Origin of the sequence: Roseateles cavernae (genome assembly GCF_040187885.1) — a bacterium.
Classification (GTDB): Bacteria; Pseudomonadota; Gammaproteobacteria; order Burkholderiales; family Burkholderiaceae_C; genus Roseateles_E; species Roseateles_E cavernae.
This window is the reverse complement of record NZ_JBDPLH010000005.1, coordinates 95,038-118,133: the sequence shown is the minus strand read 5'-3', so window position 1 is coordinate 118,133 and position 23,096 is coordinate 95,038. Positions and strand designations below refer to the sequence as shown.

Here is a 23,096-nt window from a genome sequence, read left to right as displayed (position 1 = left end):
GAGAGGGGGAAGAGGGAGGTTGACGAGCCTTACCCCCGGCACTGGTCACAACAGTTAGGGCTGCTTGGTTCCCCATCTGACCCGGTTGGCCGTGCTTCCATGCGAGGAGGCCCGTCAGCGAGCATTGTATGCGATGCGCGCCGGCCTTCTCTGAACATGGGGTGCGCCGACTACAGCCCCAGCGTGGCGGAGCGCGTCATCGAGGCGCCGATGGCATAGCCCAGCAGGGCCAGCGCACCGAGATAGGCGGGCAGGCGGTAGTCGCGGCTCACGACGGTCCAGTGGGCGCAGGCCGCATAGGCGCACAGCGCCAGCAGCTTGGCGGCCAGCCAGCTGTCACGCAGCAGGTCGTAGTGCAGCAGCCCCCACAGGCTCAGGCCGGAGACGGCCAGCAGAAAGTGCAGGCCGAAGGAGATCGCGCGCAGGCGGTCGTCATCACCCCATTCGGCCTTGACCTGGGCGGCCAGGCCGCGGGCAAAAAAAAGCACGAGGCTGGCCCAGGCCAGCAGCTCGTGCATTCGCAGCATCCCCGAGTAGAACCAATCCATCACCGCCCCCTGTTGGGGGCAAGCTTGGTCGGCGCCAGCGAGGCTGTCAAGCCCGGTCGGGGCTCAGCGCAGCTGCAGATCGTCGTCGCTGAAGCGGATGTTCAGCGGCTCGATCAGCAGCTGCTTCTCGCCTTCTTCCAGGCTGCCGGCCACCCAGGCCTCGATGCCGCAGGCCTTGGCCACCTCGACGGTGCGCTGGGCATCGGCGGCCGGCACGAAGATGGCAAAACCTGCCCCCATGTTCAGGGTCGAGTAGGCCTCGCGGTCGTCCTGCTTGGCCTGTTCCTGCATGAACTTCAGCACCGGCGTGACCGGCGGCACCGTGTGGATGCGGTAGCTGAATTGGGCCGGGTGGCGCAGCAGCTTGCGCCAGCCGTGACCGGTGATGTTGGCGCAGTAGTGGGGCTGGATGCCGGCCTTGAAGAGCGCCTCGGTAACCGGCGAATACAGCACGGTGGGGGCCAGCAGTGCGTCGCCGTAAGTGAGGCCTGGTTCGATCTCGGTCAGGTAGCCCTTTGGCAGACGCTCCACCAGCTTACGCGCCAGGCTCAGGCCGTTGGCGTGGATGCCGCTGGAGGCCAGGAGCACGATGGCATCACCGGCGGCCAGATCGTCGCCGACCGACAGCCGGCTCTTGGGATTGATCAGGCCTGTGCAGGAGGCAGCCAGGTCGATGCGACCGTCCTCGACGATGCCGGCCAGCGCGGGGGTCTCGCCGCCGCCCCAGGCCACGGCGCAGGTGTCGCAGGCCTTCTTCCAGCCCTCGACCAGGGCTTGCGCGCGGGCCTTGTCGCCGAACCAGTCCGAGCCGCCGGCGGCCCAGTAGGCCTGCACCACCAGCGGCGTGGCGCCGACGGTGATCAGGTCGTTGACGGCCATCGCGATGGTGTCCTGGGCGATGCCGGCGTAATAGCTGCTCTTGCCGGTCAGGCGCGCCATCTCGTCGGCCACCAGGGTCTTGGTGCCCAGGCATTCGACGATGGAGGCGATGTAGAAGGGCCCGACATCCACCACATAGGCCGACTCGCCGCGCGAGGCCGGCACCTCGCTGAAGCCATGGCCGCCCAGATGGGCGCCGGTGGCCGCCGCAGCGCGCTGGGCGGCGATCTTCAGCGGGTCGATCAGGTCGTAATTGACACCGGCCTGCTCGTAGCTGAGGGTGTCGGGAGAGGAGGGGGCATGCGTGCTCATGGGGCGGGATTATCGACCATGCGCCAGGCCTGTGGCGGGGCTGGGCGCGCCCGTAGAATGCGCCCCCATGAGTTACCAGGTCCTCGCCCGCAAATACCGCCCCCACAGTTTCGAGGAACTGCGGGGCCAAGAGCATGTGGTCCAGGCCCTGGCCAATGCGCTGACCCAGCAGCGCCTGCACCATGCCTATCTGTTCACCGGCACCCGCGGCGTCGGCAAGACCACGGTGTCGCGCATCCTGGCCAAGAGCCTGAACTGCACCGGCGCCGATGGGCAGGGCACGATCACGGCCCAGCCCTGCGGCGTCTGCGAGGCCTGCCGCGATATCGATGCCGGCCGCTTCGTCGACTATGTGGAGCTGGACGCGGCCTCGAACCGGGGCGTCGAGGAGATCTCGCAGCTGCTCGATCAGTCGGTCTATAAACCGGTGGTCGGGCGCTTCAAGGTCTACATGATCGACGAAGTCCATATGCTGTCGAACACCGCCTTCAACGCGATGCTGAAGACGCTGGAGGAGCCGCCGGACTATCTGAAATTCGTGCTGGCGACGACCGACCCGCAGAAGGTGCCGGTCACCGTGCTGTCGCGCTGCCTGCAGTTCAATCTGCGGCCGATGGCGCCGCAGACCGTGCTGTCGCACCTGAGCGCGGTGCTGGAGGCCGAACAGGTGGCGGCCGATGCCGGCGCGCTGCGCCTGCTGGCGCGCGCCGCGCGCGGCTCGATGCGCGATGCGCTGTCGCTGACCGACCAGGCGATCGCGTTTGGCGCCGGTGCCCTGGTCGAGGCCGGTGTGCGCCAGATGCTGGGCACGGTGGATCGTGGCCATGTGGTGGCCATCCTGGATGCGCTGGTGGCCGCCGACGGTGCGGCCGTCGTGGCCCAGGCCGATGGCTTGCGCAGCCTGGGCCTGTCGGCCGCCGGCACGCTGGAGGACCTGGCCAGCCTGCTGCAGCAGACGGCGGTGGCCCAGGCCGCGCCGAAGGCCGTGGACGATCAAGACCCCGACAGCGCCGAGGCCCGGCGCCTGGCCGGCCTGCTGCCGGCCGACGAGATCCAGCTGATGTACAGCATGGCCCTGCATGGCCGGCAGGAGCTGGGCCTGGCGCCGGACGAGTACGCCGGCCTGACCATGGTGCTGCTGCGCATGCTGGCCTTTCGGCCCGGCGGCATCGCGACGAACCCGGCACTGAACCAGGCAGCGGCCCCGCCGCGCAAGCCCGAGCCGGCTCCGGCACCTGCGAGTGCGCCCTTGCTGCGGCCAGCGGCGCCGAGCCTGGTGGTGCGTCCGCCCGAGCCCAAGCCGAGCCCGGTGCAGGAGTTTTCAAGCGTGCCTGCGAGCGAGCCCGCAACAGCGCCTGCCAGCGAGCCGCCGCCCAGCCCGGTGGCCGTCGAGGTGCGCGAACCTGCGCCGCCGCCGGTGGCGCAGCCCGCGCCGATGTCCCCGCGCGCCCAGGCCGAGGCCGGCAGCTTGAGTGCCCGGCTGCGTCCGCGCCCGGTGGTGATCGACGAGCGCGGCGAGGCCGACGAGCCGCCGCCCTGGCTGGATGCGCCGCCCGCCGATGAGGAGGGCGGCAGCCAGCTGGCGCAGGCCGGCGAGGATGGCCCGGCGGAGTCGGACAGCCCTGGCGGTGTCTACGCCTCGACCGCCGGCAGCGATGTGCAGCTGTCGCCGACGCCGCTGGGCGAGCGCTGGGCCGGCCTGGTCAAGCGCCTGAGCCTGGTGGCGCTGGCCCGCGAGCTGGCACTGCAGGCCGAGTGCATCGTCTTCGACGAGCAGGCCGAGACAGCGCTGATACGGCTGAAGGTCGAGCGCGAGTCGCTGCGCCAGCCGGCGCTGAAGGACAAGCTGCAGGCGGCACTGGCCGCGGTGCTGGAGCGCCCGGTGGCCATCGAGGTCGAGCCCGGCGTGGCACAGGACTCGCCGGCGCTGCGCGATGCCGCGGACGTCCAGGCACGCCAGCGCCAGACCGAACAATTCGTTTTCCAAGACCCGCTGGTCCAGCAACTGCTGGCCCAGTTCAAGACGGCGCGCATCGTGCCCGGGTCGATCAAACCCCACTGAACATCTTTAGGAGATACGCACATGATGAAGGGTCAACTCGCCGGCCTGATGAAGCAGGCCCAGGCCATGCAGGACAACCTCAAGAAGGCGCAGGACGAGCTGGGCAATATCGAGGTCGAGGGCCAGTCGGGTGCCGGCCTGGTCAAGGTCACGATGACCTGCAAGCATGAGGTCAAGCGCCTGACCATCGATCCCAGCCTGCTGGCCGATGACAAGGACATGCTGGAAGACCTGGTCGCCGCAGCCTTCAACGACGGCCTGCGCCGCGCCGAGGAAGTCAGCGCCGAAAAGATGGGCAAGCTGACCGCCGGCATGCCGCTGCCCCCGGGCATGAAGTTTCCGTTCTGAGCTTGAACACAGCTCTAGACGATTTGATCGAGGCGCTCAAGCGCCTGCCGGGCGTGGGCCAGAAGTCGGCCCAGCGCATGGCCTACCACCTGCTGCAGCACGACCGCGAGGGCGCCCGCCGCATGGCGGCCTCGCTCACCGCGGCGATGGCGCAGGTGGGCAATTGCCAGCGCTGCCACACCTTCAGCGAGGCGCCGGTCTGCGCGATCTGCGCCGATGCCCAGCGCGACGCGCGCCTGCTCTGCGTGGTCGAGAGTCCGGCCGACCAGGCCGCGCTGGAGCGCACCGGCTCCTACCGCGGCTATTACTTCGTGCTGCAGGGCCGGCTGAGCCCGCTGGACGGCCTGTCCACCCAGGCCATCGGTGCCGAGCAGCTGCTGCTGCGCGCGGCCGAGGCGGCGGTCGAGGAGGTGATCCTGGCCACCAGCTTCACCGCCGAGGGCGAGGCCACCGCCCATGTGCTGGCCGAGGCGCTGCGCTCGCGCGGCATCCGCGCCACGCGGCTGGCGCGCGGCGTGCCGGTGGGCAGCGAACTCGAGTATGTGGATCTGGGCACCATTGCCCATGCTTTGACCGATAGGCGCTGAGCGAATGACTGTTGCCAACTACTGCATCATCGCGGCCTGCGTGCTGCCCATCCTCTGCGCCGGCATGGCCAAGTCCAAGGGCTTCGGCAAGCCGCGCCGCGACGGCGGCTTCGACAACCACAACCCGCGCGCCTGGCTGGCCGGCCTGTCGGGCTGGCAGGCCCGTGCCAACGCGGCCCAGGCCAACAGCTTCGAGGCCTTGCCGCTGTTCATCGCGGGGGTGCTGGCGGCACAGCAGATGGGGGCGGTGCAGGAGCGCATCGACATGCTGGCCCTGTCCTTCATCACCTTCCGCCTGGCCTATATCGGCCTGTACCTGGCCGACCAGCCGAATCTGCGCTCGCTGGCATGGTTTGCCGCGCTGGGCAGCGCGGTGGCCTTGTTCTTCGCCTGATCGATCGGCGCTGTGATCAGCCCTGTGATCAGCGTTTAGCTGCCTTGCGCGCCGCCGAGGCCACCCGGGTGCTCTTCGCGGCCGGGCGGCCCGCCTTGACGGCCTTGGCCGTGCGCGCCGCTGCGGCCACGCGCTGGCTATTGGGCGTGTAGACCACCAGGGTCTGGCCGGGCTTGAAGGCGGTCTTGGCCGAGACCTTGTTCCACTGCGCGACCTGGCTGGCACTGACCTTGTAGCGCTGCGCGACGCTGGCGACGGTCTCACCCTTGCGTGCCTTGAAGCTGACACGGCGCAGCGCCGGCACATCGGGCGCGAGGCTGATGCTGGCGTTGTCGGCCAGATGTTCGGAGACATCCTGGTCGCGCTTGGCGCTGCGCTGCACCAGCAGGGTCGAGCCCTGGCGCACCAGCATGCGCGGCGGGATCTTGTTGATCTCGCGCAGCGCGGCCTCGCTCATGCCGACCTGCTGGGCGGCATCGGCCGGCTTCATCGTGCGCGGCACCACCCAGGCGGTCCAGCTTGCCATCGCGCCACGGTGGGCGGCCAGATTGCGGGCGAAGGCATCGGCGTTGTCGTAGGGCAGCAGCACCTGCTCGGTGGCCGCAGCCAGCATCACCGGCTTGTTGACCTGCGGGTTGAACTGCTTGAACTCATCGACCGTCATGCCGGCAAAGCGCGCGGCGACATCGACATCGATGTCGCGGTCGATATTGACGCTGAGGAAGTAGGGGTGGTTGGCGATCTCGGGCAGGGACAGCGCAAACGCGTCGGGGCGCAGCACGATGTTCTTGACCGCCTGCAGCTTGGGCACGTAGTAGCGCGTCTCGTCGGGCATGCGCAGGCTCTCGTAGTCGGTCGGCAGGCCGGCGCGCTCGTTGCGCTTGATGGCGCGCTGCACATTGCCCTGGCCCCAGTTGTAGGCCGCCAGTGCCAGATGCCAGTCGCCGAACATGGTGTGCAGACGGCCCAGGTAGTCGAGCGCGGCGCGGGTCGAAGCCAGCACATCGCGGCGGTCGTCGCGGAAGATGTTCTGGCGCAGCTCGAAATCGCGACCGGTGGCCGGCATGAACTGCCACATGCCCGAGGCCTTGGCGCTGGACATGGCTTGCGGATTGAAGGCGCTCTCGATGAAGGGCAGCAGGGCCAGCTCCATCGGCATGCCGCGCTTCTCGACCTCGACGACGATGTGATAGAGGTAGCGGCCGCCGCGCGTGGTCATGCGTGCCACATAGTCGGGGCGCTGGCTGTACCAGGCCTCGGCACGGCGCACCAGATCGTTCTCCAGCGTGGGCATTGCAAAGCCGCCGCGCACCCGCACCCACAGATCGGCCTTGGCCTTGGCGTCGTTGAGGTCGACCGTAACGCCGGGCTGCAGCGCGTCCTCGACCTGGGGCAGGGCGGCGAGGGTGCCGGGCGCCGGCAACTCGGCCACCGGCGCGGCAGGCGGCGCGGCGCTGAGTTGCGGTGCCGGGGCGGGAGACTCCATCGGCGGCAGCGGGGTGCTGGCGCAGGCGCCCAGCAGCAAGGCCAGCGCCAGCATGGAGAGTGTGGGCAGGGGGGTGTTGATCATCATCGGAAGTCGTTTTTCCATTGCCGCAGGGTGGCGAACACCGCGACGGAGTCGGTGTCCAGGGGCTGCGGCTGGTAGGCCAGGGCGGCGGCCCGCACGGCGGGCTGGTCGCAGCGCAGAAAAGGGTTGATGGCTTGTTCCTGGCCTATGGTCGAGGGCAGGGTCGGCAGATTGTCGTGGCGGCGGGTCTCGCACCAGGCCTGGTAGGCGAGCAGCGCCGGATTCGCGGGCTCTATGGTCCGCGCAAAACGCAGATTCGACAAGGTGTACTCATGCGCGCAGCAGACCCGGGTGTGGCCGGGCAGCGCGGCCAGCGCCTGCAGCGAGGCATGCAGCTGCGCCGGTGTGCCCTCGAACAGGCGGCCGCAGCCGCCGGAGAACAGCGTGTCGCCGCAGAACAGCAGGGGCGCGCTGGCATCGCCGGGCGCCTCGATCAGATAGGCGATATGGCCGGCCGTGTGGCCGGGTACATCGATCACGCGGATTTGCTGGCCCAGCAGCTCGAAGCACTGGCCGCCGCTGCAGGCCTGCACAGGCCCGGGAATGGCCTCGCGCGCCGGGCCGAAGACGGGTCCTTGCAGGTGAGGGCGCAGGCCGGCCAGGCCGCCGACATGGTCGCCGTGATGGTGGGTCACTAGAATGCCGGCCAGGCGCAGCGAGTAGTGGTCCAGCGCGCGCAGCACGGGTTCCGCCTCGCCAGGATCCACCACCAGGGCTTGAGCACCGTCGTGCAGCATCCAGATGTAGTTATCGGTAAAGGCGGGCAGTGCGACCAAATCCATGCAGCGAGTTCTTGTGACGCGTGAAGCCTCGATTGTAGAGTTGGCCGCCTGGCTGCAGACACCGCCCGGCCGCTATCTGCTGGCCTGGGAGCAGGCCCAGCTCGATGCGGCCGTGGTCGACCTGTTCGGCTTCCATGCCCTGCAGCTCGGCCTGCCCGAGCTGCAGGGGCTGCGTGCCAACCGCATGCCGCACCGCTGGCTGGCGCTGGACAATCTGGCGCAGAACGCGGCGGACTGGCATGCCAGCGTGCCGGCCGATGAGGAGGCGCAGGCCGGTTTCAGCCAGTTCGGCCTCGACACCCAGCTCGCCGACCGGGGCGTGGCGCTGTTCGGCGAGTTCGATGCGCTGCCCTTCGAGGCCAACAGCCTGGACCTGGTGCTGCTGCCCCACACGCTGGAGCTGGCGCCGGATCCGCACCGCACGCTGCGCGAGGTCGAGCGGGTGCTGCGGCCCGAGGGGCGGCTCGTGATCTCGGGCATCAATCCGGCCAGCGCCTGGGGGCTGCGGCAGAATCTGGGCCGGCTGGTGAACCGCCTGCCCGGCAGCGGCGAGCGGCTTTATCTGCCGCGCGCTGGCGACTTCATCGGCTACTGGCGGCTGCGCGACTGGCTGCGCCTCTTGAGCTTCGAGGTCGAGGGCGCACAGTTCGGCGGCTATTGCCCGCCGCTGCGCAGCGACAAATGGCTCAAGCGCTGGGACTGGCTGGAGGGCGTGGGCTCGCGCTGGTGGCCGGTGCTGGGCGCGGTTTATTTCCTCACTGCGGTCAAGCGCGTGCACGGCATGCGCCTGATCGGCCTGGCCCGCCAGCCGGCCCGGCCCGCCAAGGCGCGCGCGGCCGTGGCCTTGCATCAACATCACAAGCACCGAGAAACGAACGAATGACGACAGAGAACAAGCCCGCCGCCACCATCCAGAAGCCGGTGGTGACGATTTACACCGACGGGGCTTGCAAGGGTAATCCCGGGCGCGGCGGCTGGGGCGCCTGGCTGAGCTCGGGCGGCCACGACAAGGAGATGTTCGGCGGCGAAGCCAACACCACCAACAACCGCATGGAACTGACCGCGGTGATCGAGGCGCTGGCCTCGCTCAAGCGCAGCTGCAAGATCACGATCTACACCGACAGCGAGTACGTGCGCAAGGGCATGACCGAGTGGATCAGCGGCTGGCAGCGTCGCGGCTGGAAGACCGCCGACGGCAAGCCGGTCAAGAACGTCGAGCTCTGGCAGCGCCTGGACGCGCTGCGCAAGCTGCATGAGGTGGAGTGGCGCTGGGTCAAGGGTCATGCCGGCGACCCGGGCAACGAGCGCGCCGATGCGCTGGCCAACCGGGGCGCTGCCAGCATCTGAATGCCTGCCGGCGGCGTGCGCTGTGCGCCCGGCGGGTGCGGTTGACGCCTCTGCCGCCGTGTTTCAGTGCCGTAATGCCGCAGCGCCGACTGCAACAACATGTGTTCGCCGCTACAGTGCGCGGTCGGAGAAAAATGCATGAGCTTCAAGAAACTACATAGCGTCGTTGCGGTTGTTGCGTTGGTCGGGCTCAGTGCGCTGGCCTATTGGTGGCAGCACCAGCCGGGCAAGGCCCAGGCGGCGGCCAAGTCCGGCCCGCCCGCGCAGCCGGGCGGGCGCGGCCCGCTCAGTGTCGAGGCCGGCCGGGTCCAGGTGCAGAGCCTGGCCGACGACGCGCAGGCGGTCGGTGCGCTGCGGGCGCGCCAGTCGGTGATGCTGCGGCCCGAGGTCAGCGGCCGCATCACCAAGCTCGGTTTCACCGACGGCCAGCGCGTGCGCCAGGGTCAGCTGCTGGTGCAGCTGGACGAGGCCTTGCAGGCGGCGCAGCTGCAGCAGGCCGAGGCCCAGGCCGGCATTGCCCGCACCCAGCTGCAGCGCAACCGTGAGCTGCTGGCCCAGAGTTTCGTCTCGCCCAGCGTGGTCGACCAGGCGGAGGCGACCCTGAAGGTGGCCGAGGCCCAGGTATCGCTGGCCCGGGCCCAGCTGGCGCGGTTGCAGGTGCGCGCGCCCTTTGACGGCGTGATGGGCATCCGGCTGATCAATCTGGGTGACTATGTGAAGGACGGCGCCGATCTGGTCAGCGTCGAGGATGCCTCGTCGATGTGGGTGGATTTCCGCCTGCCCGAACGTTTCGTGCCCCAGCTGCGCCTGGGCCAGGATGTGTCGCTGGGCCTGGATGCCTTGCCGGGCCGCGAGTTCAAGGCCCGCATCGAGGCGCTGGACAGCCAGCTGGACACGGCGGGGCGGTCGATGCTGGTGCGCGCGCGCCTGCTGGGCGACACCAGCATGCTGCGCTCGGGGCTGTTCGCCCGCGTGCGGGTGGTGTTCGCGCTGCGCGAGCAGGCCCTGGTCGTGCCCGAGGAGGCGCTGGTTCCGATGGGCGGCAAGCAGTTTGTCGTCAAGCTGGTCGAGGGCGCCGATGGGCGCTTGATGACGCAGCGCGTCGAGGCGCAGCTGGGCATGCGGGTGCCGGGCAAGGTGGAGCTGCTGGGCGGCGTCAAGGCCGGCGACCGGGTTGTCACCGCGGGGCAGGGGCCGCTGATGCGCGGCGAGTCGCAAGCGGTCAAACTGGTGGACCTGGACAAGCCGGCCGCCGCTCGCGCGCCCGCGCCGGCCGCCTCGGCCGCCAGCCGCTAAGGAGGGTTGCCTCATGCGCATCTCTGAAACCTCGATACGCCGTCCGGTCTTCGCGACCGTGATGTCGCTGCTGCTGCTGCTGGTGGGCATCGTGTCCTTCGACAAGCTCTCGCTGCGCGAATACCCGCGCATCGACGAGCCGGTCGTGACGGTCAGCACCCGGCTGGTGGGCGCGTCGTCGGAGGTGATCGAAACCCAGGTCACCAAGCCGATGGAGGACTCGATCGCCGGCATCGACGGCGTCGACATCCTGACCTCGATCTCGCGCTCCGAGCAGAGCCAGATCACGGTGCGCTTCAAGCTGGAGAAGAATCCCGACGATGCCGCCGCCGATGTGCGCGACCGCGTCTCGCGGGTGCGCGGCCGCCTGCCCGATGCGGTGGACGAGCCCATCGTCGCCAAGGTCGAGGCCGATGCGACGCCGACGATCTGGCTGGCCTTCACCAGCGAGACCCTGGACCCGCTGCAGATCACCGATCTGGTCAACCGCGTCGTCAAGCCGCGGCTGCAGACCGTGCCGGGCGTGGCCGATGTGCAGATCGGCGGTGATCGCAAGTATTCGATGCGCATCTGGCTGGACCCGGACCGGCTGGCCGCCTACAAGCTGACGGTGCAGGATGTCGAGGACGCACTGCGCCGCCAGAACCTGGAGGTGCCGGCCGGCCGCATCGAGAGCCAGCAGCGCGAGTTCAATGTCACCGCGCGCACCGACCTGAACACGGTGGCGCAGTTCGCCGAGGTGGCGCTGAAGCAGGCCAGCGGCTTCACGGTGCGGCTCAAGGATGTGGCGCGCATCGAGGAGGCCGCCGCCAGCGAGCGCTCGCGGGTGCGGCTGAACGGGGTGCCCTCGGTGTCGCTGGGCGTGATCCGCCAGGCCACGGCCAATCCGCTGGATGTGTCGGCCGGCGTGCAGGCCATGCTGCCGCGCATCCAGCAGGACCTGCCGGATACCGTGACGGTGCGGCCGGCCAATGACAACTCGGTCTTCATCGACCGCTCGATCAAGTCGGTCTACACCACCATCGCCGAGGCGGTGGTTCTGGTGGCCCTGGTGGTGTTCGTGTTCCTGCGCACCTTGCGGGCCTCCATCATCCCGCTGGTGACGATCCCGATCAGCCTGATCGGCTCGTTCGCGCTGATGGCGGCCGCCGGCTTCACGATCAACACGCTGACCCTGCTGGCCCTGGTGCTGGCGATCGGCCTGGTGGTGGACGATGCCATCGTCGTGCTGGAGAACATCTTCCGCCATATCGAGGAAGGGCTGGAGCCCTTCCAGGCGGCGTTGAAAGGGGCCAAGGAGATCGGCTTCGCGGTGGTCGCGATGACGCTGACCCTGGTGGCGGTGTTCGCGCCGCTGGCCTTCACGCCGGGGCGCACCGGGCGGCTGTTCGTCGAGTTCGCGCTGACGCTGGCCGGCGCCGTCGTGGTGTCGGGCTTTGTTGCGCTGACGCTCACGCCGATGATGTGCAGCAAGCTGCTGCGCCACAACAGCAAACCGACGCGCTTCGACACCGGCATGGAGCGGGTGCTGGTCTGGATCAGCGATCGCTATGCGGGTGCACTGCGCTTCGCGCTGCGCACCCGCTGGCTGGTGGTGGCGGTGATGGTGGCCTCGGGCGCCTATAGCTGGTGGCTGTTCAGCCATGCCAAGAGCGAGCTGGCGCCGCTGGAGGACCGGGGCGTGATCTTCATGCCGATCAGCGCGCCGGATGGCTCGACCCTGGAGTTCACCGCGCGCTATCTGGATGCGATCGACCGGGTCGCGGCCGGCTATCCGGAGTTCGACCGTCGCTTCATGTTTGTCGGCGGCGCGACCGTGGCCCAGGCCACCGGCATCCTGCGCACGGTCGACTGGGTGGACCGCGATGTCAGCACCCAGGAGCTGGCGCGCCGGCTGCAGCCGCAGCTGGCCGGGCTGCCGGGCGTCAGCGTGTTCGCGGTGACGCCGCCCAGCCTGGGTCAGGGCTTTCGCGAGCGTTCGATCAACTATGTGGTCCTGACCAGCGACAGCTACGCCAATCTGGCCGGCGTGACCCAGCAGTTCATGGCCGCGCTGGCCAAGAATCCCGGCTTCGTGCAGCCCGACAACGATCTGCGCCTGAACAAGCCCGAGGTGTTTCTGGAGGTGGACCGCGAGCGCGCGGCCGATCTGGGCGTCAATGTCGACCAGGTGGCGCGCACCGTCGAGACCATGTTGGGCGGCCGCAATGTGACCCGCTACAAGCGCGACGCCGAGCAGTACGACGTGATCGTGCAGACCGATGCGGTGGGTCGCACCACGCCCGACCATATCGAGAAGCTGTTCGTGCGCGGCCGTGGCGACGCGATGATTCCGCTGGCCAGTCTGGTCAAGGTGCGCGAGGCGGTCAGCCCGCGCGAGCTGAACCACTTCAACCAGCGCCGCTCGGTGGCCATCACGGCCAATCTGGCGCCGGGCTATGCATTGGGCGAGGCGCTGGAGTTCATGGACGCGACCGCGCGCGAGATCCTGCCGATGGGCTATGCGACCGAGCTCAACGGTGTCTCGCGCGAGTTCCGCTCGTCCAGCGGCGCGCTGGGCCTGGTCTTCGTGCTGGCCCTGCTCTTCATCTTCCTGGTGCTGGCGGCGCAGTTCGAGAGCTTCATCGATCCCTTTGTGATCATGCTGGCGGTGCCGCTGTCCATGGTCGGTGCGCTGGCGGCGTTGCAATGGTCGGGTGGCACGCTCAATGTCTACTCGCAGATCGGCCTGATCACGCTGGTGGGGCTGATCACCAAGCACGGCATCCTGATCGTCGAGTTCAGCAACCAGCTGCGCCAGCAGGGCAAGGACGTGATGGAGGCGGTGATCGAGGCCTCGGCACTGCGCCTGCGCCCCATCCTGATGACCACCGGCGCGATGGTGCTGGGCGCGATCCCGCTGGCGCTGGCCAGTGGCGCCGGCGCCGAGAGCCGTCAGCAGATCGGCTGGGTCATCGTCGGCGGCATGAGCTTCGGCACCTTGCTGACCATCTTCGTCGTGCCGACCATGTATACGCTGTTTGCGCGCAAGAGCACGCCCGGCGAGATCACGACGCCGGCGCTGGCGTCCTGACCGATCAGCTGGGCGGGCTGGCGTAGTCGCGCAGGCCGGCCAGGCTCAGCACCTCGATGCCGCGCCGGCTGATGCCCAGCAGGCCGGCGGCCTCCAGGCGCTGCAGCGCGGCATTGGCGCGCTGGCGCGAGATGCCGGCCAGCTGGGCGACCTCGACCTGGCGCAGGTCCAGGAACAGGCCCGGCTCCGGGTAGAGCTCGGGGTTGTAGAGCGCGGCCAGGCTGCGCGCGACCCGCGCCGTGCAGTCCAGCAGGCGCTGGTTGCACAGCTGGGCGATGAAGCTGCCCATGCGGGCATTCATCAGGTGTTGCAGATAGTGGTTGAAGGGCAGGCTGGTGGCGCGCAGCCACTCGAAGGTCTCGCGCGGCAGCAAGGCCAGGTGCGAGTCGCGCAGGGCCACGCCCTCGTACTGCCAGCGGCCGCGCTTGATCAGCGTGCCTTCACCGAACCAGCCGCCGGGCGCGGTGCCGATCAAGGTGGTCTCGCGGCCGTCGGGGCTGGAAACGCTCATCTTGCCGAAGCCGCTGATCAGCCCGACCCAATGCTCGGCCGGCTCGCCCATGCGCACCATCGCCTGGCCGGCCGCCACCCGGCGCTCGCGGCACTCCGCTTGCACGCGCTGCATTTCGGCGGGGCTGAGGTTGCGGCCCCAGATCGACTTGTCCAGCATCTCTTGCAAGCTCATGCGGCGATTCTAGGAGGCGGCCCGGTACAGTTCGGCTCAGCCTCCAACATCACCGCAGCTATGACGAAGAATCAGCCCCTGATCCGATGGCACTCCATGTTCATGGGCGTGGCCCTGCTGGCCGCCGCGCGCTCCAAGGACGAGCGCAAGCGCAACGGCGCCTGCATCGTCAGCGCCGACAACAAGATCCTGGGCGTCGGCTACAACGGCCTGCCGCGCGGCTGCTCGGACGAGGATGCCGGCTACTGGGCCGATGACGATTCGGATCCCTATCAATCGCGCCACAGCTACATCGTCCATGCGGAGGTCAACTCCATCCTGAACTGCGTCGTGCTGCCGCTGACCGGCAGCACGATTTATGCAACCCAGTTTCCCTGCCCGCGCTGCGTGCAATCGATCATCCAGGTCGGCATCCGCCAGGTGATCTATCTGGAGAAGAAGCTGCATCACTCGCGGGCCAACGAGGCCGCCAACAAGATGCTGGCCGATGCCGGGGTTCATATCCATTCGCTCGAAGCGTTGGAGCCGCCGTCGGCGCAGTGGTCCGAGGCCTTGGCGGGCTTCATCACGCAGCAGGCGCTGGTTGATGGCGCGACTAAGGGCGCGACTTGAGCCGAATCAGCGGGTGAAGCGCCGGCTTTTTCTCGCTTAAGTTGTGCCGGCTCCCGGCATCATCCGAGCCATCAACCCGCCGGTTCGAGGAGTTCGACGATGATGATCCCGCTGCACCTGATTCCCGCCCAGAGCCGCCCATCGCTGGAATTTTTCGATGCCGGCGTCGCCGAGGTGCCTGATCTGGGCCTGTCGATTGCCGGCCCGGTGGACGGCGCCCAGCTGCAGGCCTTCCAGATCCTGATGCAGCAGGCAGGGTTGCGCCTGCAGCCGACCCGCATGCTCTACGACCGGCTTTACGCCTTCGAGCGCCTGGCCGACGCCCATGCGAGCGGCAGTCAGGCCTTGCGCGAACTCGCGATGCAGTTGTTCGACAGCTACCAGCGTGCCGGCGAATGGATCGCGTTGATGCACTGAAGCGCCTGCCGCGTTTCGCCGAACTCACAGAGCGCCCCGCGAGGGCGCTTTCTCATTGGCGAGTTGAGGGTTCAGAGTGCGGTCAACCAGTCGCAGCGCAGCCGTCCGAGGCGATGCAGGCGCCGGCGTGCCCAGGCATACAGGGTCGGCAGCAGAAAGGCCGCCAGACTCAGCGGCAAGGCCAGCCAGACCTCCAGCAGCAGCAGGCCCGGCACGCTGATCCAGCCCAGCACCCAACAGGTCAGAACGAGGTCCCAGGCCTGCGATTCCACCGGGTGGCGGCCGCCATGCAGGATCAGCCAGTGCTTGACTTGGGTCAGTTGCTGCAGAGTCATGATCAAACTCCTTGCGCCAAGTTGTCAGCTTCGCGTCAGCTTGTTTATCGCTCAACTGCGACTGAAAAGCCAGCGCTTTGAAGCGTTCAGGCCGGCAAGGGCCTGGCCCGCCAGCAAAGCCGGGCGCGCATCGCCGCTGTTGTTTTTGCGTGCATCGGCGCACGGCCTCAGTGCATGTCATCTGGCCTACATATCGCGTCGCCAAACTGTCATACGGATAACTTGATCGAACTGTGCTCATGGGCTGCCCTGCACGGGCGCCGATGGGGGCGGTTCCGGGCCTCGCTGGCACCGTCTTTGCTAAACGAATTCGGGTAGATGAGGCACGAGCGTGGTGCTTTGCATCGCAATGGTGCAAGTTCGCTCGGCGAGGTGGGCGGGCGAGGCGGGGCAGCACAAACAGCAGCTTCTTTCAAGCCGTAGTTCCTCGGTGTGGGAAAACCGCGATCCCAAACGTTTGCGGTTACCCCGGGTGCTACATTTTTTTACGGTGGGCGCTGGCATGCGCCGGTGTGGGAAGTCTTTGAGGAGTCACAGCATGAGTAGCAATCGTTGGAGTTTTACGAGGACCGCGCTGAGCGCGGCGGTCGCCATCGTGGCCGCAGCGCCCGTCATGGCGCAGAACACGACAGCCGCCGTGAGCGGGCGTGTCACGGGCACGGACGGCAAGGCTATTGCGGGCGCAAACGTTAGCGTTTTGCATCGCGAGTCGGGTTCGGCCAGCAATCTGGTGACCGATGCCGATGGCCGTTATTCGGTCCGCGGCTTGCGCGTTGGTGGCCCCTATGTGATCACCGTGGTCAAGGGTGCGGACAAGGAAGTTCGTGAGGACATCTACCTGGCTCTGGCCGAGAGCCTGAGCCTGGATGTCAGCCTGGGTGCGAGCAAGCTCGAGACCGTGGTGCTGACGGGTTCCAGCACCGGCGGCAAGTTCAATAGCGGATCGATGGGCGCCGGCACCAGCATGGGCCGCCAGGAGCTCGATGCCTATGCCTCTGCCGCACGCAGCCTGCAGGATTACGCACGTACCGATCCGCGCCTGGCGCAGACCGACAAGGACCGCGGCGAGATTTCCGCCCTGGGCCAGAACTCGCGTTTCAATGCGATCACGGTCGACGGCGTTCGCATCAACGACACCTTCGGGCTCGAGGGCAACAATCTGCCGACCATCAAGCAGCCGATCTCGATCGACGCGATCCAGGCGGTGCAGGTCAATATCTCGAACTACGATGTCACGCAGCAGGGCTATACCGGCGCCAACATCAATGCCGTGACCAAGTCCGGCACGAATGACATCAAGGGCAGTGTGTACTTTGTGTACCGCGACAGCAGCCTGGGCGGTCAACGCTATGACAATGTGCGCGACACCTACTCCAATCCGCCCAATTTCCACGAAACGACCAAGGGCGTCACGCTCGGTGGTCCGATCATCAAGGACAAGCTGTTCTTCTTCGCCAGCTATGAAGAGTTGCGCAGCGACCGCGATGTGCCGCAGTTCGGCCCGGTGGGCAGCAGCCTGATCAATGTCAACATCACGCCCGCGCAGATCGCTGCCGTCCAGCAAGTCGCCAAGACCAAGTACGGCATCGACATCGGCGGCATCCCCGGCCCCGAGGAGCTGCTCGTCAAGGACACGCTGCTGAAGCTGGACTGGAACATCAACGACAACCATCGTGCCAGCCTCCGCTACTCGAAGACCGAGCAGTCGCAGCCGATCGCTCCGGGCTTCTCGGCCACCTCCTTGTCGCTCGACTCGCGTTTCTACACGACCGAGAAGACCATTGACTCGCTGGTCGGTCAGTGGTTCGCCGACTGGACCGATGTGTTCTCGACCGAGCTCAAGCTGTCCAAGCGCGACTATCTGAGCGTGCCGCTGAACAAGTCGGACATGCCCGAGGTGGTGTTGACCTTCACGGCCCCCAATGCCAGTGATCGCATGCTGCGTTTCGGTACGGAAGAGACCCGCCACTTCAACCGCCTCGAGACCGAGACTACCAATGCCTACCTGGCCGGCAATCTCTTGCTCGACAACCATGAGCTGAAGTTCGGTCTGGACGCCGAGCGCAACGAAATTTTCAACGCCTTTGTGCGTCGTGCGAAGGGTCAATACACCTTCACCGATGCCGATCCGATCGCTCGATTCCTGGCAGGCACGCCCACGGCCTTCCGTATCCAGACGCCGCTGCCGGGCAAGACCTTCAACGATGCTGCGGCCGATATGAGCTTCAGCAATCTGGGCCTGTTCCTGCAGGACACCTGGACCATCAGCAAGAGGCTGTCGGTCACTGCCGGTGTGCGTCTGGACCGTATCAGTGTCGGCAACAACCCGCTGGCCAATCCCGGTGTTGCACAGCCGGTGACGTTCGCGGCGGCGACCGGCCGCCAGACCGGCGGTTTCGGCTACGACAACTCGCGCACCATCGATGGCGAGAAACTGGTGCAGCCGCGTCTGGGCTTCAACTACGCCTTCGAGTCGGCAGACAAGCGCAAGTCGCAGCTGCGTGGCGGCATGGGCCTGTTCCAGGGCGCGGCCGCCAGCGTCTGGCTGGCCAATCCCTACCAGAACACCGGCATGGTGGTGTCTGACACCTCCTGCAGCAACACCGGCACGCCTTGCAACACGCTCACCTACAACCCGGACCCCAATAAGCAACCGACGCTCGTGGGTGCCGCCGCTCCGAACATCGACATCATCGCGCCCGGCGTGACCCAGCCCTCGGTCTGGAAGTTCAATCTGGCCTATGACACCGAGCTGCCCTGGTTCGGTCTGGTCGCTGGTGCCGAGTGGGTGCACACCAAGGTCAAGGATGGCTTGTTCTACCAGCATCTGAACCTGGGTCCGGCGACCGCGACCAGTGCGCTGGACGGCCGCCAGATGTTTTGGAATGCCGCAGGCCGGAGTCCGAATTGCTGGACGGCCGGTGGTTCGAGCGTGACCGATGGCTGCGGTGCAAGCGCCAAGGATCTGCGCAATCGCAGCTACGGCGACGTCACCCTGGTCGAGTCCACCAGCAAGGGCGGCGGCAACACGCTGACCTTGTCGCTGGGTCGTCCGGTGCGCACCGGCTTCGGCTGGTCGGTGGCCTATACCCGCACCAGCGCGACCGAAGTCAGCCCGCTGACCTCGTCGACCGCCTTCTCGAACTTCGCCAACCGCGCGGTTTTCAATCCCAATGAAGAGGTGAATGCCAACTCGGCCTATCTCGTCCGTGATCGCTTCAATGCATCGCTGAACTGGTCCAAGGCCTTCATCGGCAAGTACAAGACCACGGTGGGTCTGTTCTATGAAGGCCGCGAGGGCAAGCCCTTCAGCTGGACCTATGGCAATGACATGAACGGTGACGGCATCAGCGGTAATGACCTGATGTACATCCCCAAGGCGCCGGGATCTGGCGAGGTGCTGTTCCGTCTGCCGGGTCAGACCGTCGCGGCATCGGGCTCGGCTGCCGAAGCCAAGTTCTGGAGCATCGTCGACGCCAGCAGCGCGCTCAGCGCTGCCAAGGGACGCGTGGTGTCGCGCAACAGCGCGTTCTCCAAGTTCAGCAACAGCTTCGATCTGCGCATCAGCCAGGAAGTGCCCGGTCTCTTCGCCGGTCACAAGGGCGTGGTGTCGCTGGACCTGATGAATGTCGGCAACTTCCTGAACAAGCGCTGGGGCCGCATCGACGAGATCAGCTTCCGCGACGGCTCGGGCGGCAATGTGCGTCGCTTCGCCAACTTCGCCGGTATCGATCCCGCGACCGGCAAGATGATCTATTCGGTTGCCGATCCGGATACCTATACCGTCAAGCAGAACAAGGGCGAGTCGCAATGGGCTGCCCAGATCACCGCTCGCTACGAGTTCTGATCTGAGCAAGTCCGGCGCCTGAGCGCCTCCAGAAACCGCCGCATGACTCGCTCATGCGGCGGTTTTTTCATTGGGTGGCCGAGGTCACAGCCCCTTGAACAAATGCGCAAACATGCGGCTGACCGCCAGCCGCTCCGGCCGTTCGCGCAGATGCAGGCTCAGCCTGCCGGCCTCGTCGCGCACCGCGCGGGTGATTGCCTCGGTGCGCACCACGACGCTGCGGTGCACCTGCCAGAACTGTTGCACGTCGAGCTGGGGCAGCAGCTCGCGCAGCGAGGCGCGTACCAGATGCTCCTTGTCGGCGGTGACGACGCGGACATACTTGTCCGCCGCCTCGAAATAGATCACCTCGCTGACCGGCACCATATGGATGGTCTGGCCGACGCTGACCTGCAGCAGGCGCAGCGGCTGGGCCGCAGCCCCCGGCAGCCCCAGCGCCTCGGGCACGCCGGGCGCTGACAGCAGTTGGCGCAGCTGGGCCACGGTCGCCATCGCGCCGCTGTCGGCCGGGCGCTGTGGTGCCGACGATGCGGCCTCGCGTTGCTGCAGGGCCATCTGCAAACGGCCGCAGGTCTGCGCCAGGCGCTCGCGCTGCACCGGCTTGAGCACATAGTCCAGCGCGGCCTGCTCGAAGGCTTTCAGCGCGTACTGGTCGTAGGCGGTCACGAAGACCAGCAGCGGGAAGGGCGTGCAGTTCTGATCGCCGTCGGGCCAGTCCTCGGCCAGCGCCTGCGCCACTTCCATCCCCGTCATGCCCGGCATGCGGATGTCCAGGAACAGCACCTGGGGGCGCAGCCGCAGCGCGGCCTCCAGCGCGGCCTCGCCATGAGCGGCTATCGCAACAATCCGCAGCTCGGGCCATAGCACGGCCAGGTCGGCGCGCAGGCTCTCAGCCAGCAGCAGTTCGTCTTCGGCAATCAGGGCGGTGCAGGCGCTGTTCATGGCGTGGTGTCGGTGAGGGGCGGGGTGAGGGGCAGGGTGATGCTGACCAGGGTGCCGCCGCGAGCATCGTTGGCCGGCTCGATACGCAGCGTGGCGGCGCTGCCGTACTGGGCCGCCAGCCGAGCACGCACCTGCTCAAGGCCGAAGCCGGTGCCCGTCGACGGGGCGGCCTGGCCCAGACCGGCGCCGGTGTCCCGCACCTGCAGCAAGAGCTGACCCCGCCCGGCTCTTGCCGCGCTGATGATCAGCTCGCCACCCTCGATATGGGGCTCCAGCCCGTGCTGGATGGCGTTCTCGACCAGGGGCTGCAGCAGCAGCGGCGGGACGGGCAGCCCCGCCAGCGCCTCGGGCAGTATCAGCTGCGGCCGCAGCCGCGCGCCCATGCGCACCTGCATCAGCGCCAGATAGTCGGCCAGCCGGGCGAATTCCTCGCGCAGCGGGTGGGCGCCGCTGCGCGAGGCGTTCAGTGTGGCGCGCAGAAAGGCGATCAGCTGGTCCAGCATGGCCTGGGCGCGCGTTGCGTCCAGCGCGATCAGCACGCGCAGATTGGCCAGGGTGTTGAACAGCATATGCGGCTCCAACTGCGACTCCAGCAGGCGCAGCTGCATCTCGGCGGCCTGGCGGCGCGCCTGTTCGGCCTCCACCTGGCTGGCATGGAGGCGACCGCGGGCGTAGAAGAATCCGGTGGCCACGATGGAGGCCAGCAAGGAGACCAGCAGCAGGCCGGCGATCTCGCGCCACTGGCTGTTCCACAGGCTGCGCGTGCGGTAGCCCAGGAGCTGGTCGGCCAGCCCGCTGCCCAGGCTGTAGGCCAGCGGCACGCTGAGCGCCACGCAGCCCAGCATCGCCGGCCAGCCGGGCCAGTCATGCCGATGCGCCTCGCAGCCGGGCCGCAGCCGCCGCATCACGGCCGCGCTGAGGGCCCGCGAGGCATCGATCAGTGCCCAGCACATCAGGCCTATCGTGATCGAGTAGACGAGGCTGGCCAGCAGCTTGTTGCGCGTGAAGCCGTAGACCAGCAGGCCGATGCCGGCCGAGAACAAGGTCGTGATGCCGGCCATGCGCAGCGGGTAGGGCAGGCGGCTTGAGAGTCTGTGTATCAAGGGAGGCAGCGGCATGGTGGCCATTGTCGAGCAGGCGAGGCCGGCCACGGCCAGCGCTGCGACGACGCGCATGGACAGGGCGCGAGCCGCACCGGGCGGGCGCGAGTGGCTCGGCGCCTCACGCACAATGCCGCCCATGCAAGCCTTTGTCCTGACCCCGCCCAGCGCCCCGGCGATCCCGCTGATCATCGACTCGCCGCACAGCGGCCAGCACTATCCGGCCGACTTCGGCAGCCGCCAGCCGCTGAGCGTCTTGCGCGAGGGCGAGGACGCCTTTGTCGAGCGGCTCTACGACGGCGCGCACAGCCTCGGCGCCACGCTGCTGGCCGCGCAGTTCCCGCGTGCCTATATCGACCCGAACCGGGGTCTGGACGATATCGACCCGGCCATGCTGGACGCCGACTGGCCCGGCGCCGTCTCGGCCAGCCGCAAGACCGAGCTGGGCATCGGCCTGATCTGGCGCACGATGGGCCAGGGCCGCGAGATCTATGACCGCCGCCTGACCGTGGCCGAGGTGCAGGCCCGCATCCGCGACTGCTACCGGCCCTACCATCTGGCGCTGCGGCGCCTGCTCGACGACGCCTTGGCACGGCATGGCCGGCGCTGGCATTTGAATGTGCATTCGATGCCCGACGATTCCTATGCCCAGCTGGGTCTGCCGGAGCGTCAACTGGCCGACTTCGTGCTGGGCAATCTGGACGGTGCCAGCAGCGATGCCGCGACCCTGCTGGTGCTGGCCGAGCCGCTGCGTGCGGCCGGCTATAGCGTGGCCTTCAACGAGCCCTTCAAGGGCGTGACCCTGATCCAGCGCTCCGGTAACCCGGCCGCGCTGTGCCACTCGGTGCAGATCGAGATCAAGCGTTCGCTCTATATGGATGTGGCCAGCCATCAGCCCAACGAAGGCTTTGCGCGCGCCCAGGCCGCGATCCAGGCCATGCTGGCGGCGCTGGCGCGGCACATCAGCGCGTAGGCGGGGCTTCGAGGGCCGGGTGCTCGCGCAGCGCCTCGCCCAGATAGTCGATGAACAGGCGCAGCGGTGCCGGCATCTGGCGACGCTCGCGCCAGCAGGCGAAGAACTCGAGCGGCTCGGCCACCGCCTGGGCCTCGTCCTCGGCCAGGAACAGCGGCAGCAGCAGGCCCTGGCGCAGCGGCTCCCGGGCGACAAAGCTGCCGAGCCGGGCGATGCCCATGCCGCCGATGGCCAGCGCGGCCAGCGCGTCGATATCGTTGGCCAGGCAGCTGATCTTCAGCTCGGGCACGATGCGCTCGCCCTCGCGCGTGATGAACGCCCAGGGCAGCAGCCGGCCGTCCACCGGCAGGCGAAAGCCCAGGCAGTCATGCTCTTGCAGCTGCTCCGGCCGGGTCGGCCGCCCGGCGCGCGCCAGGTAGTCGGGCGAGGCGCAGAACAGCATCGGCGCGGTCGCGATGCGCCGCGCGATCAGGCCCGGCTCCAGCTGGGCCCGGAAGCGGATGCTGAGGTCGAACTCCTCGCGCACATGGTCGACGCTGCGGTCGGCCAGCGTCAGCTCCAGCTGGATGCGCGGATGGGCGCGGGCAAAGGCCGGCAGCAGCGGCGCGATCAGGTGCCGACCGAAGGCCACCGAGGCAGCGATGCGAAGCCGGCCACGCGGCTCGCCGCTGAAGGCGGTGACATCGGCGCGCGCCTGCTCCAGCTGCGCCTGCAGATCGCGCACGCGCTGGAAATAGAGCTCGCCGGCTTCGGTCAGCGCCAGTGCCCGCGTGCTGCGGGTCAGCAGCCTTGTGCCCAGCGAGGCCTCCAGCCTGGCGATGGCCTGGCCGGCCGAGGCCGGCGTGATGCCCAGCTGCCGGGCGCTGGCGGCGATGCTGCCGGCCTCCACGGCCTTGACGAAGGCGGCAATGCCGCTGAGGGTGTCCATGCGCCAGATTATGTTGGATAGTGGCTATTGGCGGAGGTTGATTCGATGCTTTTGACATC

At 67.9% G+C, this 23,096-nt stretch carries 21 protein-coding genes and 1 other RNA gene; 12 read left to right on the top strand and 10 right to left on the bottom strand.

Annotated elements, in window-relative coordinates; genetic code table 11:
• Positions 1–18: 18 nt before the first annotated feature.
• From ffs to ABGI63_RS15580, 3 genes are all read right to left on the bottom strand, one after another.
• Positions 19–116: signal recognition particle sRNA small type (gene ffs, locus ABGI63_RS15590), an RNA gene on the bottom strand.
• 54 nt (positions 117–170) lie between these two features.
• On the bottom strand, positions 171–548 hold the full coding sequence (locus ABGI63_RS15585; protein ID WP_349743298.1) for a SirB2 family protein: 378 nt from the start codon (positions 546–548) through the stop codon (positions 171–173).
• Between the two features lie 63 nt (positions 549–611).
• Entirely contained in the window at positions 612–1,739 is a 1,128-nt protein-coding gene (locus tag ABGI63_RS15580) for an AIR synthase-related protein (protein WP_262969515.1), read from the bottom strand.
• Between the two features lie 67 nt (positions 1,740–1,806).
• Between ABGI63_RS15580 and dnaX the strand changes: the two genes are divergently transcribed.
• From dnaX to ABGI63_RS15560, 4 genes are read left to right on the top strand one after another with little or no spacing between them, the layout of a single operon-like run.
• A complete protein-coding gene (gene dnaX / locus ABGI63_RS15575; protein ID WP_349743297.1) occupies positions 1,807–3,801 on the top strand; it encodes a DNA polymerase III subunit gamma/tau in 1,995 nt (664 codons plus the stop codon).
• A 21-nt stretch (positions 3,802–3,822) separates the two neighbouring features.
• Positions 3,823–4,149 (top strand): YbaB/EbfC family nucleoid-associated protein, encoded by a 327-nt coding sequence (locus tag ABGI63_RS15570; RefSeq protein ID WP_137941818.1) that lies wholly within the window; start codon positions 3,823–3,825, stop codon positions 4,147–4,149.
• Entirely contained in the window at positions 4,146–4,736 is a 591-nt protein-coding gene (gene recR, locus ABGI63_RS15565) for a recombination mediator RecR (RefSeq protein WP_349743423.1), read from the top strand. Before ABGI63_RS15570 ends, recR begins: the two co-directional genes overlap by 4 nt.
• A 4-nt stretch (positions 4,737–4,740) precedes the next feature.
• A complete protein-coding gene (locus ABGI63_RS15560; protein WP_137941820.1) occupies positions 4,741–5,130 on the top strand; it encodes an MAPEG family protein in 390 nt (129 codons plus the stop codon).
• A 28-nt stretch (positions 5,131–5,158) separates the two neighbouring features.
• On the opposite strand, the gene ABGI63_RS15555 is transcribed toward ABGI63_RS15560, so the two are convergent.
• Positions 5,159–6,703 carry a transglycosylase SLT domain-containing protein gene (locus ABGI63_RS15555; RefSeq protein ID WP_349743296.1) on the bottom strand — a complete coding sequence of 515 codons (1,545 nt, stop codon included), beginning with the start codon at positions 6,701–6,703 and terminating at the stop codon, positions 5,159–5,161.
• Entirely contained in the window at positions 6,700–7,482 is a 783-nt protein-coding gene (gloB, locus tag ABGI63_RS15550; RefSeq protein ID WP_349743295.1) for a hydroxyacylglutathione hydrolase, read from the bottom strand. Before gloB ends, ABGI63_RS15555 begins: the two co-directional genes overlap by 4 nt.
• A gap of 40 nt (positions 7,483–7,522) precedes the next feature.
• Between gloB and ABGI63_RS15545 the strand changes: the two genes are divergently transcribed.
• From ABGI63_RS15545 to ABGI63_RS15530, 4 genes are all read left to right on the top strand, one after another.
• Entirely contained in the window at positions 7,523–8,365 is an 843-nt protein-coding gene (locus ABGI63_RS15545) for a class I SAM-dependent methyltransferase (RefSeq protein WP_432767423.1), read from the top strand.
• On the top strand, positions 8,362–8,829 hold the full coding sequence (gene rnhA / locus ABGI63_RS15540) for a ribonuclease HI (protein WP_349743293.1): 468 nt from the start codon (positions 8,362–8,364) through the stop codon (positions 8,827–8,829). The genes ABGI63_RS15545 and rnhA overlap by 4 nt, the downstream gene beginning before the upstream one ends.
• 138 nt (positions 8,830–8,967) lie before the next feature.
• Positions 8,968–10,125, top strand: coding sequence for an efflux RND transporter periplasmic adaptor subunit (locus ABGI63_RS15535; protein WP_349743292.1), 1,158 nt, complete (start codon positions 8,968–8,970; stop codon positions 10,123–10,125).
• Between the two features lie 13 nt (positions 10,126–10,138).
• Positions 10,139–13,198, top strand: a complete 3,060-nt coding sequence (locus ABGI63_RS15530; protein WP_349743291.1) for an efflux RND transporter permease subunit — start codon at positions 10,139–10,141, stop codon at positions 13,196–13,198.
• A 4-nt stretch (positions 13,199–13,202) separates the two neighbouring features.
• Here the strand turns inward: ABGI63_RS15530 and ABGI63_RS15525 are convergent, their stop codons facing one another.
• Entirely contained in the window at positions 13,203–13,883 is a 681-nt protein-coding gene (locus ABGI63_RS15525) for a Crp/Fnr family transcriptional regulator (protein ID WP_349743290.1), read from the bottom strand.
• A gap of 60 nt (positions 13,884–13,943) precedes the next feature.
• On the opposite strand from ABGI63_RS15525, the gene ABGI63_RS15520 reads away from it, so the two are divergent.
• Both ABGI63_RS15520 and ABGI63_RS15515 read left to right on the top strand, forming a co-directional pair.
• Positions 13,944–14,495, top strand: coding sequence for a deoxycytidylate deaminase (locus ABGI63_RS15520; protein ID WP_349743289.1), 552 nt, complete (start codon positions 13,944–13,946; stop codon positions 14,493–14,495).
• Between the two features lie 99 nt (positions 14,496–14,594).
• Positions 14,595–14,912, top strand: a complete 318-nt coding sequence (locus ABGI63_RS15515) for a hypothetical protein (protein WP_349743288.1) — start codon at positions 14,595–14,597, stop codon at positions 14,910–14,912.
• A 71-nt stretch (positions 14,913–14,983) separates the two neighbouring features.
• Here ABGI63_RS15515 and ABGI63_RS15510 read toward each other — a convergent pair whose 3' ends face one another.
• The gene (locus ABGI63_RS15510; RefSeq protein ID WP_349743287.1) at positions 14,984–15,247 is read right to left on the bottom strand and encodes a hypothetical protein; all 264 of its coding nucleotides are present in this window, start codon (positions 15,245–15,247) and stop codon (positions 14,984–14,986) included.
• 538 nt (positions 15,248–15,785) lie between these two features.
• Between ABGI63_RS15510 and ABGI63_RS15505 the strand changes: the two genes are divergently transcribed.
• Positions 15,786–19,094 carry a TonB-dependent receptor gene (locus ABGI63_RS15505; RefSeq protein WP_349743286.1) on the top strand — a complete coding sequence of 1,103 codons (3,309 nt, stop codon included), beginning with the start codon at positions 15,786–15,788 and terminating at the stop codon, positions 19,092–19,094.
• 84 nt (positions 19,095–19,178) lie between these two features.
• On the opposite strand, the gene ABGI63_RS15500 is transcribed toward ABGI63_RS15505, so the two are convergent.
• Together ABGI63_RS15500 and ABGI63_RS15495 are read right to left on the bottom strand one after the other, a co-directional pair.
• A complete protein-coding gene (locus ABGI63_RS15500) occupies positions 19,179–20,036 on the bottom strand; it encodes a LytR/AlgR family response regulator transcription factor (RefSeq protein ID WP_349743285.1) in 858 nt (285 codons plus the stop codon).
• A complete protein-coding gene (locus ABGI63_RS15495) occupies positions 20,033–21,211 on the bottom strand; it encodes a sensor histidine kinase (protein WP_349743284.1) in 1,179 nt (392 codons plus the stop codon). Before ABGI63_RS15495 ends, ABGI63_RS15500 begins: the two co-directional genes overlap by 4 nt.
• 64 nt (positions 21,212–21,275) lie before the next feature.
• On the opposite strand from ABGI63_RS15495, the gene ABGI63_RS15490 reads away from it, so the two are divergent.
• Positions 21,276–22,109 carry an N-formylglutamate amidohydrolase gene (locus tag ABGI63_RS15490; RefSeq protein WP_349743283.1) on the top strand — a complete coding sequence of 278 codons (834 nt, stop codon included), beginning with the start codon at positions 21,276–21,278 and terminating at the stop codon, positions 22,107–22,109.
• Here ABGI63_RS15490 and ABGI63_RS15485 read toward each other — a convergent pair.
• On the bottom strand, positions 22,099–23,037 hold the full coding sequence (locus ABGI63_RS15485; RefSeq protein WP_349743282.1) for a LysR family transcriptional regulator: 939 nt from the start codon (positions 23,035–23,037) through the stop codon (positions 22,099–22,101). The two genes, ABGI63_RS15490 and ABGI63_RS15485, sit on opposite strands and share 11 nt — an antisense overlap.
• Positions 23,038–23,096: the final 59 nt, after the last annotated feature.